This is a genomic window from Acinetobacter sp. BZX-2, from assembly GCF_055179795.1.
Map to the genome: position 1 here is coordinate 1,548,470 of NZ_CM143686.1, position 14,885 is coordinate 1,563,354.

Annotated in this window: 13 protein-coding genes and 1 pseudogene; 9 read left to right on the forward strand and 5 right to left on the reverse strand. The window is 35.9% G+C overall.

Annotated elements, in window-relative coordinates; genetic code table 11:
• Positions 1-404: 404 nt before the first annotated feature.
• The 3 genes and pseudogenes from ACY45D_RS07205 to ACY45D_RS07215 form a co-directional block, all read left to right on the forward strand.
• A pseudogene (locus tag ACY45D_RS07205) lies at positions 405-520 on the forward strand (IS30 family transposase); the annotation flags it as partial.
• A 345-nt stretch (positions 521-865) separates the two neighbouring features.
• On the forward strand, positions 866-2,305 hold the full coding sequence (locus ACY45D_RS07210) for a glucose/sorbosone family PQQ-dependent dehydrogenase (RefSeq protein ID WP_463109069.1): 1,440 nt from the start codon (positions 866-868) through the stop codon (positions 2,303-2,305).
• A 127-nt stretch (positions 2,306-2,432) separates the two neighbouring features.
• Positions 2,433-3,068: an HD domain-containing protein gene (locus ACY45D_RS07215; RefSeq protein WP_463109070.1), complete on the forward strand. Its 636-nt coding sequence runs from the start codon at positions 2,433-2,435 to the stop codon at positions 3,066-3,068.
• An 88-nt stretch (positions 3,069-3,156) separates the two neighbouring features.
• On the opposite strand, the gene ACY45D_RS07220 is transcribed toward ACY45D_RS07215, so the two are convergent.
• The gene (locus tag ACY45D_RS07220) at positions 3,157-3,594 is read right to left on the reverse strand and encodes a PaaI family thioesterase (protein ID WP_463109071.1); all 438 of its coding nucleotides are present in this window, start codon (positions 3,592-3,594) and stop codon (positions 3,157-3,159) included.
• 115 nt (positions 3,595-3,709) lie between these two features.
• Positions 3,710-3,955 carry a hypothetical protein gene (locus ACY45D_RS07225; RefSeq protein ID WP_463109072.1) on the reverse strand — a complete coding sequence of 82 codons (246 nt, stop codon included), beginning with the start codon at positions 3,953-3,955 and terminating at the stop codon, positions 3,710-3,712.
• A gap of 187 nt (positions 3,956-4,142) precedes the next feature.
• Between ACY45D_RS07225 and ACY45D_RS07230 the strand changes: the two genes are divergently transcribed.
• The 3 genes from ACY45D_RS07230 to ACY45D_RS07240 all read left to right on the forward strand — a co-directional run bounded on the left by ACY45D_RS07230 (position 4,143) and on the right by ACY45D_RS07240 (position 7,022).
• On the forward strand, positions 4,143-4,562 hold the full coding sequence (locus ACY45D_RS07230; protein ID WP_463109073.1) for a GFA family protein: 420 nt from the start codon (positions 4,143-4,145) through the stop codon (positions 4,560-4,562).
• 56 nt (positions 4,563-4,618) lie between these two features.
• Positions 4,619-5,458, forward strand: coding sequence for a DMT family transporter (locus ACY45D_RS07235; protein WP_463109074.1), 840 nt, complete (start codon positions 4,619-4,621; stop codon positions 5,456-5,458).
• Positions 5,459-5,693: 235 nt separating this feature from the next.
• Positions 5,694-7,022 (forward strand): MATE family efflux transporter, encoded by a 1,329-nt coding sequence (locus ACY45D_RS07240; RefSeq protein ID WP_463109075.1) that lies wholly within the window; start codon positions 5,694-5,696, stop codon positions 7,020-7,022.
• A 331-nt stretch (positions 7,023-7,353) separates the two neighbouring features.
• Here ACY45D_RS07240 and ACY45D_RS07245 read toward each other — a convergent pair whose 3' ends face one another.
• Positions 7,354-8,589 carry a pyridoxal phosphate-dependent aminotransferase gene (locus ACY45D_RS07245; RefSeq protein WP_463109076.1) on the reverse strand — a complete coding sequence of 412 codons (1,236 nt, stop codon included), beginning with the start codon at positions 8,587-8,589 and terminating at the stop codon, positions 7,354-7,356.
• A 219-nt stretch (positions 8,590-8,808) separates the two neighbouring features.
• Here ACY45D_RS07245 and ACY45D_RS07250 point away from each other — a divergent pair, with 219 nt between their 5' ends.
• Positions 8,809-8,991, forward strand: coding sequence for a hypothetical protein (locus tag ACY45D_RS07250; RefSeq protein WP_010114914.1), 183 nt, complete (start codon positions 8,809-8,811; stop codon positions 8,989-8,991).
• A gap of 66 nt (positions 8,992-9,057) precedes the next feature.
• On the opposite strand, the gene ACY45D_RS07255 is transcribed toward ACY45D_RS07250, so the two are convergent.
• Both ACY45D_RS07255 and ACY45D_RS07260 read right to left on the reverse strand, forming a co-directional pair.
• On the reverse strand, positions 9,058-10,503 hold the full coding sequence (locus tag ACY45D_RS07255; RefSeq protein ID WP_463109077.1) for a sensor domain-containing diguanylate cyclase: 1,446 nt from the start codon (positions 10,501-10,503) through the stop codon (positions 9,058-9,060).
• A gap of 584 nt (positions 10,504-11,087) precedes the next feature.
• The gene (locus ACY45D_RS07260) at positions 11,088-11,867 is read right to left on the reverse strand and encodes an A1S_2505 family phage non-structural protein (RefSeq protein ID WP_463109078.1); all 780 of its coding nucleotides are present in this window, start codon (positions 11,865-11,867) and stop codon (positions 11,088-11,090) included.
• 262 nt (positions 11,868-12,129) lie between these two features.
• On the opposite strand from ACY45D_RS07260, the gene uvrB reads away from it, so the two are divergent.
• Together uvrB and ACY45D_RS07270 are read left to right on the forward strand one after the other, a co-directional pair.
• Positions 12,130-14,151, forward strand: a complete 2,022-nt coding sequence (uvrB, locus tag ACY45D_RS07265) for an excinuclease ABC subunit UvrB (protein WP_463109079.1) — start codon at positions 12,130-12,132, stop codon at positions 14,149-14,151.
• 128 nt (positions 14,152-14,279) lie between these two features.
• Positions 14,280-14,867, forward strand: a complete 588-nt coding sequence (locus tag ACY45D_RS07270) for a lipocalin family protein (protein ID WP_463109080.1) — start codon at positions 14,280-14,282, stop codon at positions 14,865-14,867.
• The last annotated feature ends 18 nt before the right edge of the window (positions 14,868-14,885 follow it).

Sequence of the window (14,885 nt, forward strand, 5' to 3'; positions counted from 1 at the left end):
AGATTGATCAGGTACAGCGGAGTCTTGCCGTTTAAAGTCAAATGTTAGGACTAACCTTCGGTTCGACCTACTTTTCTTTCGGGAAAAGTAGGCAAAACCATTTGTCAGTCGCCAACTCGACAGATACCATCAAGTACCTAATATATTGCAAAAACAGTATATTACAGATCTTGCGGAATTTATTCCTCATGCCTCGAACAATGCGACTGACGTTCACGCGTATCATATAGTTGGGAATATATCTTATCCCGAACTCAGGTTAATTATTTTCAGAATTTAGCTTTTATTTTCATACGTTAAAACAAAGACTGGGCGAGCTAAATCTTGAAGTGTGACACAACTATCCCATTTAATAGGAATTATGGAGGCACATTGTCATACATGCATCTTTGCTATGAAGACTGTACGATCGTGGTCGAGAAATGGCTGAGCATAAGATTTTGGAATAAGATCTCAATATGGAGCTGTACTTTCACGATCCACACTCACCATGGCAAAAGGGACATGCGAAAATATGAATCATTCCAATATGATGACATTGATTTTTATTGGGTGAAATTTAACCTAAAAACAACATATCTAGATGGTTTAAAAGAAATAATATAGTTTGATCAGTAAAATTTGAATTGTTCAATCCAAATTCAAAGCCAAAATAATATTAATAAGATTATTCAAGGAGATATGATTTACTCACATCATGAATAGTAGAAAACATGATTATCATAAAATTGAGATAGTGTTTCCTAATTATCTTGATTTTTAATCTTCTTTTTCACTTTTATAATACGCTAAGAAATCGTAATAATGAGACATGGTTATTGTTTTTATTTATTTGTATGACGTTTAACGAATTGAGGTATATGAGATGAAAAAGCATTTATTGGTAAAAATGGCTGTATTGGGAGTAATGCAAGCATGTGTAAGTACAACTGTTTTTGCAGATATTCCATTGACTCCTGCTCAGTTTGCGAAAGCTGATAGTCAAAAGTTTGATAAGAAAGTCCTATTATCAAACTTAAACAAACCGCATGCCTTGCTTTGGGGGCCAGATAATCAAATTTGGTTAACTGAGCTTGCTACTGGAAAGATTATACGTGTTAATCCAGAGTCGGGTGCTGCAAAAACAGTATTCCAAGTTCCTGAGATTATAAATGATGATCATGCACAGAATGGTTTTCTTGGTTTTACATTCCATCCAAATTTTAAACAGCATCCTTATATCTACGTTTCAGGTACTTTTAAAAATCCCAATGCGACAGATAAAAATCTACCAAATCAAACCATCATTAGACGCTATACCTATAACAAAACAAAGGATTCTTTTGAGAAACCATTGGATTTAATTACAGGCTTACCTTCAGCAAAAGATCATCAATCAGGACGTTTAATTATTGGCCCAGACCAAAAGCTTTATTATACGATTGGTGATCAGGGACGTAACCAATTGGCTTATTTATTTTTATCTAACCAAGCTCAGCATACGCCAACACAGCAAGATTTAAAAAATAAAGATTATCATACCTATATGGGTAAAGTTTTGCGTTTAAATTTAGATGGTAGTATTCCAAGTGATAACCCAAGTTTTGATGGTGTTGTCAGTCATATCTACACAGTAGGACATCGTAACCCTCAAGGTTTGGCTTTTAGCCCAAATGGCAAGTTGCTACAAGCTGAGCAAGGGCCAAATTCCGATGATGAAATCAATGAGATCGTTAAAGGTGGTAATTATGGTTGGCCAAATGTAGCTGGCTATAAAGATGATAGCGGCTATGCTTATGCAAACTATTCAGCTGCTAAAAATCAATCTCAGATTAAGGACTTAGCACAGAATGGCTTAAAAGTTATGGATGGCGTTCCTGTAATGAAAGAGTCGGAATGGCAGAGTAAAAACTTTGTTGCGCCATTGAAAACCCTATATACAGTACAGGATACTTATAGTTATAACGACCCGATGTGTGGTGAGATGACTTATATCTGTTGGCCAACAGTAGCACCAGCATCGGCATATGTGTATAACGGCGGTCAAAAAGCGATTCCAGGTTGGTCAAATGTATTGTTGGTTCCATCATTGAAACGAGGTGTGATCTTCCGTATTAAAATGGATCCAACCTATAGTGTGACTTATGATGATGCAGTTCCTATGTTTAAAAGTAATAACCGCTATCGTGATGTGATTGCTAATACAGCAGGCAATGTCCTTTATGTATTGACCGATAAAGAAGGTAATGTGCAAAAAGATGATGGGACTGTGACCAATACTTTAGAGAATCCGGGTGCTTTGATTCAATTCACGTATACACCTTAACTGCTTTATACGAGTAATTGGTCAGATGATGAGGAAGTTGATCTATTCAACGCTTTGTATTGAAGTTGATTGAATTAGCATGAGGCTTCCTCATCATTTAGGTGTGAAAATGGATTGAAAATAAAAGATGTTAAAACAGCAATTTGAAGCCTATTGGCAGCAATTTTCTAATCAGTTATCGTTGGATGAGACACATTCAAGTACATTGTTTTGCTTATTAATCAACGCTTATTCAGAGCCACAACGTTATTATCATACAGTGCAACATATCGTTGAATGTTTAGCACTTTTTCACCAAATTAAAGATCAACTTGAAGACCCGATTGCTGTTGAATTGGCGATTTGGTTTCATGATGTGATTTATGATCCACAAGCCACAGACAATGAAGAAAGAAGTGCTAAATTGATGAAACAACAATGTTTTCAGCTATTCGAAAACGCTAAAATTCATAAAGTTAATGATTGGATTATTGCAACCAAAAAGCATTTACCAGCTACAGTTCAGGATCTTAATTATTTATTGGATATCGATTTAGCGATTTTAGGAAGTTCCAAACAGCGTTTTGCAGAATATGAACAACAAATTCAACAAGAATATGCATGGGTTGAAGCAGAACAATATAAATTGAAAAGAGCAGAAGTATTAAAATATTTTTTGGAAATGAAACCTTTGTATCAGACTGAATATTTTAGAAATTTGTTAGAGGATAATGCTAAATTGAATTTAGCAAACAGCCTAAATCAATCGTCAGACATTCAGTAAGGTACTAAGAAATACTCAAGTCTAAAGGCGAGTTTAGATATAAAAGTGCCATTCAATTGAATAAACAGCACTCATACAACGAATATGATTAAGGGCGAATAATCATGCAGGTCGCTGTGGCATGTGCATATAACTTGCCATCTTCATCAACCAGTTTACCTTCAGAAATTGCAAGATTTTTACTCAAATTAATCACTGAACCAATGGCGAGTAATTCTTTATCTTTAGGCACAGGGCGGCACATTTTGACATTTAAATCGATGGTTCCGTAGCCTACACCGGCTTCCAAAGTTGTGTGCACGGCACAACCTGTTGCTGAATCTAACGCTGTTGCAGCAAAACCACCATGTACACCACCTAAAGGATTTAAATGACGTTGATCTGCTTTGACTTTAAAACTGGCTTGACCATTGGAGATTTCAACTAAATCCATTGGAATCGTTTCGCTAATACTTGCTCTAGGAATATGGCCTGCAATCATTGCCTCTAAAAACTCTAAGCCTGTCATTTCTTTAGGGTGTTTCATATTTGTTCCTAATTTTTATCTTGAATATAAGTTCCAAAAAAGAACTTTAAAATTAAGATATGCTGAGACAAGATCACTGTCAAATCTTTTGTGGTGACTACAGCGTTGGAAAATTTTAGTATTCAGTTGTATAGAATTTTTCGAAATGATCAGATTGATGAATGATTTTTAGTGCAATTTTTTCACCCGTTGCCCATGTTGCATGTGCTTTTTGCAAATCTACATCGATGATATCGAGCTCTTTACACAGTGTTCGAGTGCTTTCTATGACAATAAATTGAGGCGATTGAGCTTTTAAACATTTAGCGATATAACGCTGAATGCCTTGTAATGTATAAACATCAATTATTTTATAGCGCATATTTTCCAGAATTTATATTTAATTTATTGTTTTCCTAGTCTAATCCCAATGAATTGTAAATTTCAAATGAAAAATACTTTAATTTTACTGTTTGTAAAAAAAGAAAATATTCATAAGGACTTCATCTAAAAAGCATAGTATTTTAAAGTTTAACGAGAACATGAATTTATAAGTATAAAAGGATCAAATGACGAAAGGGCAATGTCTGTGTGGCGCAACAACTTTTAACGTCGAATTGAGTAATCACGATGTACATGTGTGTCATTGTTCAATTTGTCGTCGTCAAACCAGCGGTGTGATTATGACTATTGATATAAAACAAGGGACATTAAGGTTTGATCAGCAAGAACATTTGAGTGTATTTAATTCATCAGAATGGGGTGAGCGAGGCTTTTGTAATGCCTGTGGTACCACATTGTTTTGGCGTACTAAAGATCAAAGTTATTGTAATATCAATGCATTTTCACTGGAAAATGTTCCCGAAGATTTGAAGTTGAATCTGGAAATTTATATCGACAATAAACCTGAGTTTTATAGCTTTAAAAATGAAACGAAAAAAATGACCGAGGCTGAAGTGGTGGCTTTATTTAGCCCGCAAACAGAATAAGCGAGTCGTTTTTGGAAATGGATTTCAAAAATTTGTTGAAAATGAGTGCATCAACGATGCTGTTTAAAATAACATTGGCAATGATTGCCTTTGCTGCAAATTCTGTACTGTGTCGTTTTGCATTGACTCAAAACCAGATTGATCCAATGAGCTTTAGTACTTTGCGGGTACTCAGTGGAGTACTGGTTTTAAGTTTATTGTTTGTCATTACAAAACGTCAATCAAAGGTCGCAATACCTTTAGATTGGAAAATTAAAAATGGATTTTATTTAGCAGTATATATCGTTGCATTTTCATTGGCCTATGTGAAAATTGATGCGGGTGTAGGTGCCTTATTATTGTTCGGTACAGTGCAATTCACTATGGTGATGTATGGGCTATGCCATGGTGAAAAGATTAATTTTAAAAGAGCAGTTGGGCTAGCACTTGCTTTCGTTGGTATTTGCATTTTGCTCTTGCCAGGAGTAAATGCGCCGAGCATTGGCTATTCGATGCTTATGGTGATTTCTGGTATTGCTTGGGCGGCCTATAGTCTTTCAGGTAAAAATTCTCCGCATCCTTTGAGTAGTACTTTCAGCAATTTTGTTTTGGCTGTGCCATTTGTTGTGATGGCTGGTTTGTTATTTGCTCAAGACATACACATCAATCTACAAGGTTTTATTTTAGCGGTCGTTTCGGGGGGACTGGCTTCAAGTGCCGCGTATGTGTTGTGGTATTCCATTTTAAAACATATAGATAGAATCATGGCGAGTACGGTGCAATTAAGTGTGCCATGTTTGGCTATTATTGGGGGTTCACTCTTTATTGGAGAAAGCATTGGTTTAAGAATATTATTATCGTCAGTAATTGTTTTATGCGGAATATTATTGGTGATCTTTGCTGTACCCAAAAAGTGATTTAATCTCAATTCATTTACACAGGTCTAGATTTTGTAGGGATACTTATTTAAATTTTTCTTTAATTTTCAATGTTATTTTTTATAAAAATTAGATATAGTCATAAAATAACCAAATTTTATTGTTTGATAAATTATTTAATATGTTAAGTATTGGCTTAACATAGGCGATTTTTCATGCTCAAAATATAAAATTTAATGCCATCAGATGCTGAACACAACAAAATCAAGAATGTATGAAAAAGTTTATCAATCTGTTTATTCCCATTCTGTTAAGTAACCTCGCCGTTGTTCTCGGTGGTGTTGCGGATACTGTTTTTTTATCGCATGTCAGTACCATCGATGTTGCTGCAATGTCAGTGACGCTTTCCATTTACGCCTTAGTTTATATTTTAGGCTATGGTTTATTGCAAGGTATGATGCAGGAACTTGCGGAAGCCAATGGGCGACATGCTTTAAATGCGTCACAAATCATCATTAAACAAGGTGTGTTGATGGTGTTATTGCTTTCAGTTTTTGGTGTCATTTTCCTGACACATGCTGAAACTGTTTTAAATCTTCTTGGGGCAGATCAGCATTTACAAGTTTTGGTTTTAGACTGTCTTTTTATTCTAGCTTTGGCGCTACCTGCGCAACTTTTACTACGTACTTTTTTTATTGTGACGCAGACTTGTGGACAAGCCAAAATGGTGTTTTATGCGAATGTTTTCGCATTGCTGCTAAAGCTGAGCTTATCTTATGCGTTGATTTATGGTGTTGCTAATTCCCACATTCCCAAACTTGGTGTGCAAGGTGCTGTTGCTGCGACATTACTTACGCAATGGATCATGTTGTTGGTTTATTATGGGCTTTTCTTAGAGAAAAAGTATCGGATCCAATTCTCAGGTCAATTTTTTGATTTTAATATTTTTAAAAAAATTCTGAGAATAGGCTTTCCAATGGCGGTTATTATTTTAATCGATGTGATTGCTGTGACATTTATTTCACTGCTTTCTATCCCTTTAGGAAATACAGCATTAACAGCGCATCAAATTGTCATGGGCATTGCTTCATTATTATTTATGTTCCCGTCATCTTTGTCGGCGGCATATAGCATTTTAATTTCTACCAAAGTTGGAGAGGGCGATCTTCAATCCGCATGGGCGTTAACTCAAAAAGCGTTAAAAACAGGATTTGTTTTAGCGCTGTTGATTGTGATTTGTGTTTATGGGTTTAGAGATTTATTGATCCCTATTTTTACGAAAGATGCGGCAGTGACTGTGTTGGTGACCAATTTATTATTGATCGTTTGTGTTATGCATATTGCAGATGCCATGCTGTGTATTTTGGTCAATATGTTGCGTTGTTGGTCTGTGACCATTAGTCCAATGTTTATTTATACGTCAGTGATCCTTGTGATTGGACTGGGTGGTGGGTGGTATGTTGCTTATCATGCTGTTTCTTGGAATGGTTTGCATATACCTGCGCTGGGTATTTATGGTTTTTGGATTTTATTGACATTTGCCTATATTCTTGCAGTAGCAGTGTGTGGCTTATGTTTAAAATATCGTCAATATTTGAAATAATGTATTCGGATTGATTTAATTAAGTGATCTATCCGAAAATGTAAATTTTATTGTTATCGATGAATCAATGGCGATTTTAATTGATAAATAAAAAAACTCGCTCAGTTGAACTGAGCGGTTTTTAGTCTAAGAATTTAAGGGTTAGACTTCTTGCGTAAGTCGAGTTGTGATGAGCATTTAATTTACAACAGAAATTCCCTCTCCTTTTAAAGGAGAGGGCTAGGGAGAGGATTTATATGATAAATCTCCCTCATCCTAACCTTCTCCCAAAGGGAGAAGGAACTTTCAATATTAATTCCTGATGATTTTGGACTTTTGCAAATGATTTATTTTATTTCGCAGCTTTTTCAGCTTCAATAGAAGCAATCGCAGCATCTACGCCTTCAATTGAATCAGCAGCTTTTTTGATACGTGCAAGTGCATCTACAAGTACTTCATCTGCAGTCGCATACGAAATACGCATAAAGCCACCTAAACCGAATGCATCACCTGGAACAACCGCAACGCCAGTTTCTTCCAATAACCATTCAGAAAACTCTGTGCAAGATTTTAAACCTTTGGCACGGATCAATGGACGAATATTTGCATAAGCATAGAATGCGCCGTCAGCAGGTAAACACGAAATACCGTTGATTTGATTCAAGCCATTCACCACCAAATCATGGCGACGTTTGAACGCTTCAATCATTGGCTCAAGTACATCTTGTGGACCATTCAACGCAGCTTCAGCAGCAACTTGTGAAATTGAAGTTGGGTTAGATGTAGACTGAGATTGGATTTTTTTCATTGCACCAATCAACTTAGCAGGGCCAGCTGCGTAGCCAATACGCCAGCCAGTCATTGCATAGGCTTTAGATACACCATTTAACACGATTGTGCGGTCATAAAGATCAGGTGCAACGGTTGCAATGTTGTAGAACTCATCATCCCAACGGATTGGTTCATACATATCATCAGAAGCGATGTAAACTTCAGGGTATTTACGTAAAACTTCAGCCAAAGCTTCTAACTCTGCTTTGGTATAAATCATCCCTGTAGGGTTTGAAGGGCTGTTTAAAACCACTAAACGTGTTTTGTCAGTGATAGCTGCTTCTAATTGAGCAGGCGTGATTTTGAAACGTTGTTCTTCACCACACTTCACAATAACTGGAACACCTTCAGCGATAATCACCATGTCTGGATAGCTTACCCAGTATGGTGCAGGAATAATCACTTCGTCGCCTTTGTTTAATAAGGCAAGTGCCAAGTTAAAGAATGATTGCTTACCACCGCAAGAAACCAAGATTTGGTTTGCAGCGTAGTCAAGATTATTATCACGTTTTAACTTTGCAATAATTGCTTTTTTAAGGCCTGGCGTACCATCTACAGCTGTGTATTTGGTAAAACCGTTGTTAATTGCTTGAATAGCAGCATCTTTGATGTGTTGTGGGGTATCAAAGTCAGGCTCACCTGCACCTAAACCAATTACATTTTTACCCGCAGCTTTTAATTCTGCTGCTTTGTTGGTAACAGCAAGCGTTGGGGACGGTTTGATGGCATTAACACGATCTGAAAGACGTACGTCCACGGCATTATTCCTTCTTATAGGGATTAAAAATAAAAAGCACACTATAATAGCTTAAAATAGTGCATATCGTTGCTTAATATCTAAACAAATTCACTAGAAATTTACGAAAATTAAAATTTACTGTATCAAGCCACGACAAATATTCAATCAATAACATGAGCGCTCGCATCATTCAGCAATTTTACGTACAATATGCTCAGTTGAAATTGAGTGAATCATATGAGCACCCAAAATACTCCCAAGAAAAAGTCATTGGCGAAATTACCATTTCCAATGCCATCGGCTTCGGCTGAAAATCAAGATGATGTCGCTCACAATCAAGTGCGCCCAAAACCTGAGCAGTATGCAGATCGGACGTGGATGCCGCCACGTGGTACACGTCGTTCGATGGGCAAAAGGTAATAAAAATAGGTGCATGAAGCACCTTTTTTTATAGCGGATTATTTTTAATCAGTCATTTAACAATAGTTAGTTGTCTATGGGTTGTGTAAAATATTCATAATAGTCTTTTTTCTTTTTATACATGACTTGATCTGCACGTCTCAACATATCCTCAACTTTTTCATTGGGTTGAGTCGTTGCATGACCTATCGCAATGCTAATGGGGTGAGAAGAATAGTATTGATTGTCAATATTCAATAGTTCTTCAATGGTCATAATGATTGAATTTACAGCTTGCTCATTAGCACCTGACATCATCACGACAAATTCATCACCACCGATTCGAGAAGCAGTATGGCTGGTATGTGTCACCGTGCGATTGAGTATATTGCCCATGCGACGAAGTAATTCATCACCGACATCATGTCCATATTGATCATTGACCGCTTTTAAACCATTCATATCTATAAAAATGGCTGAAACAGGGCGGAGCACACTACGTTCTAAACGATTGATTTCTTCTGTATAAAATGATCGATTAAACAGTTTGGTTAAAACATCATGTTTGCCTAAATACTCTAAATAACTTTCGGCTTTTTTACGTGCAGTAATATCGGTCAACGCAACTTGGACTAAACTCCAATCGTCTTCATAACCCGGAAAAACGGTAAATTGCAACAGCACATTGCGAATAGACCCATCAAGTGCATAATTGACAGCTTCACGTTGATGGTGAATTTTTCCATTCCATAATTCAATCAATTGTTCACGAAAAGTTTGGTGCATTTCTTTCGCAAAAACACGATACAGGTTTTTAAATAAAGTCTCTTTATCTGCTGCCTTAAATAAATCTAAGGTGGCTTGATTGACATCAAGTAGAATAATGTCTTCAACACATTGATTTACAAAATCTGAATGCACATCTAAAAAGGTACGAAAGTCTTCAATACCGACTTGGCGTAATTGATCCAAACGCATTTTTACACGACTAAAATCTTCTACCCATAATGAGGTTGGCGAGTAAATAAAGCGAGATTCAGCAAGTAGGCGATTTTTTTCTTCGTTACGATGTGCTTCTTGATAATCGGTAATATCTTCAGTTGTGATTAATACTTGATTAAATGTGTCTTCTGAACCCGGGAGCACCACTGCTCTAAGTTTAATATCAAGTTTTTTACCTGAAATTGTATAGTTTGTGGTGGTGCTTAAATATTCATTATTACCATTCCATAAAGAGACTAATTCTAGCAAATGTGCTTTAAACATATCCTTTTGGAAAATAACATTGAGGTTTTGATACAAGTGTTGCTGGCTATTTGCTTCAAAAAGATCTAAGGTTTTTTTATTGACTTTAATAATTTTAATTTTATGTGCACATTCAACAACCAAGTTAAAATTTTCTTCTAAAAATGGTTGAAGCTCAGTAATTCCTTGCGCTTTCCACTGGTCAAATTGTTTTTTGATTTCACTCATATCTTCTAACCACATGGGGATCGGTGATATATCAAATATAGTGGAATTCATAATATCCATTACAGGATTCTCATTTGTTTTTAAGTTCTAAAGTAAGCGAAAATATACCTTAAAAGTCTATAATATCAAAATAATAAAAATAAAGAATTGTTTATTATTTGTTTTCTTATTCTTGTGTTGTTTAGTATTTCTTATTAGAGTTCATTGAATTTTTAATTGTCTAACTGATGTGAATTAACTAGATTTAAGGGGTATTACGCTAAAATACAACAGATTAAATACAAAATAAAATCTATAAATTTGAGATTAACGCTATTCTAAAGTGGATTGTTTTATATTAATTTTAATAAGAATATCTAATTAATTACTTTGTACTAATGAGTTCTAATAAATAAGTAAAATAATATTGAGTATGATTTAAATTTTAAATAGATGTACATTTTATTTTAACTTTAATCAAATGAGTAAGGGCTTATTTTTTATTTGGACATAACGATAGCAGATGTATAATTCCTTACAATAAATAAGGGATCAGTTTTTAATTTATAATCTCTGATCCCGGCTCTTTAACTGTTTTGACCATCAATATTCATCATGATTAAACAACAACTTATATCTGATTAAATCAATACCAATTAAATGACTTATTTTTTGGAATGATTTTCTGCCTTTGGTGCTGAAATTGTTCGTGTACCATTCCAAACATCAATAAAATCATTTTCGTTTAAATGATAAAGCTCCAATAAAGCTAATATTGCGCCACCTAAAATCATTGAGCCTTTCGTATCTGGTTGGAATTCATGTGTTTTAGCATGAAGATTATGCAAAATATCTTGAATCTCAAACTCACGATCACGGCCATTACTGTCCGTAGGGTACATAGGAGTATTTAGAATAATGGTTGCTAAACTTTTTTCCGCATCGGTTAAATCTAAAGCTTGTATTGCTTGGTCAAGGTCAGCACTAAAAATCACGTGATCATTGATAAAACTATGCAGTAATTTTTGAGTCAGTTTAGGTAATGTTCTTTCGACAAAAGGGCGAAAAGATTGTGGAAAAATCACGTTGCGTGAGATGCCTTTAAACATCGGTGCAATTTCTTCAACTTTATAACCAGCGACACCACAACCTACAGAAGTAATAAAATATTTTAGCTTCGGATGGTTCTTGGTGTAAATTTTAAAGTCGTCTATATAGTGTTGAATTTGCGAAAGTGGCATTTGCTGTAAATGTTCATTCATGGTTGGAATTGCAAAACTTTGTCCAGACCAACCACGCCCAACACCTTTCATCGCACCGAAATGTAAATGCGCCGTTTTTGCAGCTCCACCTTGATGTGTGCCTGCCATATTACTGCCAAATACAAAAACCGTATCTTCAGCTAAGCTTTTGATTATGCTTTCATCATGGTATTGATAAGTCATGTTTTTTCAATCTTTTAGTCGGCTTGTTTCCATGTTGCTATTGAATTAAAAAAGGGTCAAGGATATTTGTTGAATATTGTGTAATCGCCCTCATTTAAAAACAATCTCAACAAGTGAAAGCGTTACTTTCTGTTAAACTTGTTGTCACGTTATATGTATTTATTATTTTTAGAATTGTTTCTTATTCACTAAGGTTCATTTAATAGTGTCATTCATTTGCCTAATAAATGATTGAATTGTATTGGTAAAAAGAGAAAAGCCCGTGAGTGATCATCAACCTTTTGAACTTGTCACAAATTATGAGCCAGCAGGCGATCAGCCGCAAGCCATTGCAAAATTAGTCGAAGGCGTAAATAAAGGTTTTCGCGATCAACTTTTACTCGGGGTAACTGGATCAGGTAAAACCTATACCATGGCCAATGTGATCGCACAGACACAACGGCCTACTATTGTTATGGCACATAACAAAACCTTAGCTGCACAACTTTATGGTGAGTTTAAGGCATTTTTCCCTAACAATGCTGTTGAATACTTCGTGAGTTATTACGACTACTACCAACCCGAAGCTTATGTGCCATCTTCTGACACTTTTATTGAAAAAGATTCAGCCATCAATGATCATATCGATCAAATGCGACTTTCTGCGACTCGGGCATTATTAGAAAGACGTGATGCTATTATTGTTGCTTCCGTATCCGCAATTTATGGTTTGGGTGATCCGAATGCTTATATGAGCATGCTGTTGCATATTGTACAAGGGGATCGCATTAGCCGAGATGACATCATCCGCCGTTTAGTTGAAATGCAATATACACGTAATGAGCTTGAGTTTTTACGTGGTACTTATCGCATTCGTGGTGAAATTATTGATATTTTCCCTGCGGAATCAGACCAACATGCCATTCGTATTGAACTGTTTGATGATGAAGTGGATTCGATTCGCTGGTTTGACCCATTAACGGGCAAATTGGTACGTAAAGCACCACGTGTAACGATTTATCCGAAAAGTCATTACGTAACACCAAAAGATAATTTGCAAAGAGCAATTGGTACCATACGAGAAGAGTTGGCTGAACGTTTAATCTTTTTTAAAGAACATGAAAAATTACTTGAAGCGCAACGTATAGAACAGCGTACACGTTACGATTTGGAAATGATGCAACAGTTGGGATATACCAACGGTATTGAAAACTATTCACGACATTTATCGGGTCGTCCTGCCGGAGAAGCACCACCGACTTTATTTGATTATATTCCAGATGATGCATTATTGATTATCGATGAATCACATGTGACTGTTCCGCAAATTGGTGCGATGTATAAAGGTGACCGTTCACGTAAAGAAAATTTAGTGAATTATGGTTTCCGTCTACCGAGTGCTTTGGACAATCGTCCAATGAAGTTCGAGGAATGGGAGCGAATTGTTCCTGCGACAATTTATGTCAGTGCAACACCTGCAAAATATGAGTTGGAAAAGTCTGAACAGGTTGCAGAGCAAGTGGTTCGTCCAACAGGATTGGTTGACCCTGAAATTGAAATACGTCCAGTACTGACCCAAGTGGATGATGTATTGTCAGAAATAAATATCCGTAAAGAATTGGATGAGCGTGTTTTAGTGACGACACTAACCAAACGCATGGCTGAAGATTTAACATCTTATTTAAAAGAATATGGTGTGAAAGTGGCTTATTTACACTCGGATATTGATACGGTAGAACGGGTGAAAATTATTCATGAGTTGCGCACGGGTGTACATGATGTCTTAGTGGGAATTAACTTATTGCGTGAAGGTTTGGACATGCCAGAAGTTTCTTTGGTTGCCATTCTCGATGCGGATAAAGAAGGCTTTTTACGTTCTGAACGTTCATTGATTCAAACCATTGGACGTGCGGCTAGACATTTAAATGGTAAAGCCATTCTTTATGCAGACCGTATGACAGATTCGATGCAGAAGGCGATTGATGAAACTGAGCGTCGTCGAAATAAACAAATTCAATTTAATGAAGAACATGGCATTATTCCTCGGAGTGCTGTACGCCAAGTGATTAAGGAAATTGATTCAGGTGAAGTGATCGAAGATGATGAAATTGATGCAAAAATTCTCGAACAAAATAAAGCCTTAACAGCAGACGAACAACATTTACTCTCTGATCCAAAGTTATTGAGTAAACATTTGTCGAAACTGGAAAAAGAGATGTTAAAAGCATCGAAAGAGCTTCAATTTGAACAGGCGGCACGTTTACGTGATGAAATTGTTCGTTTAAAAGCGAGAATGTTGCAGTAATTTATTCAATACAATGCACTATTATGCTGTAGCTTTAGCTGTTATTTGAGATACATAAAGCTACAGTTTAAGTTTAAATTTATGATTATTTTAATAATTATAATATTTGTAGATGGTGAGGGTATACAGTGCAATTTCTAAAAAAATTACCCAAAGTGAATGATTTTAAAAAGCTAATAATTTTATCTAGTGTTATCGCTTTGCCTAATTTTTATAGTCAAACTCATGCTGAAAATTCAACTTTGGCAGCTGTTCCAAAATTGGAGTTAAGTCAGTATTTGGGGCTATGGTATGAGATTGCACGTAAACCAATGTATTTCCAAAAGCAATGTGCGAAGGATGTTACTGCTCGATATACCGTAAATGAATATGGGAATGTTGCAGTTGATAATCGTTGTATCGATATGGATGGTCATGAGTTGCGGTCTTTGGGTGAAGGATTTATTAGCAATGAACCCTTTAATTCAAAATTAAAAGTAAGTTTTCTTCCTGAAGCCATTCGCTGGATGCCTGTTGGGCGTGGTGATTATTGGGTTTTGAAAATAGACCCAAGCTATCAAATGGTATTGGTCGGTGAACCGAAGCGAAAATATCTCTGGTTGTTGTCACGAGATCCACACCCTGATGAAGCCAAAGTCACTGAATTTTTACGTTATGCTCAAATTGTAGGATTTAGTTTAAAAGATCTTATTCGTACCAAACAAACTGATGAATAAACAGAGAAATAGTTCTAT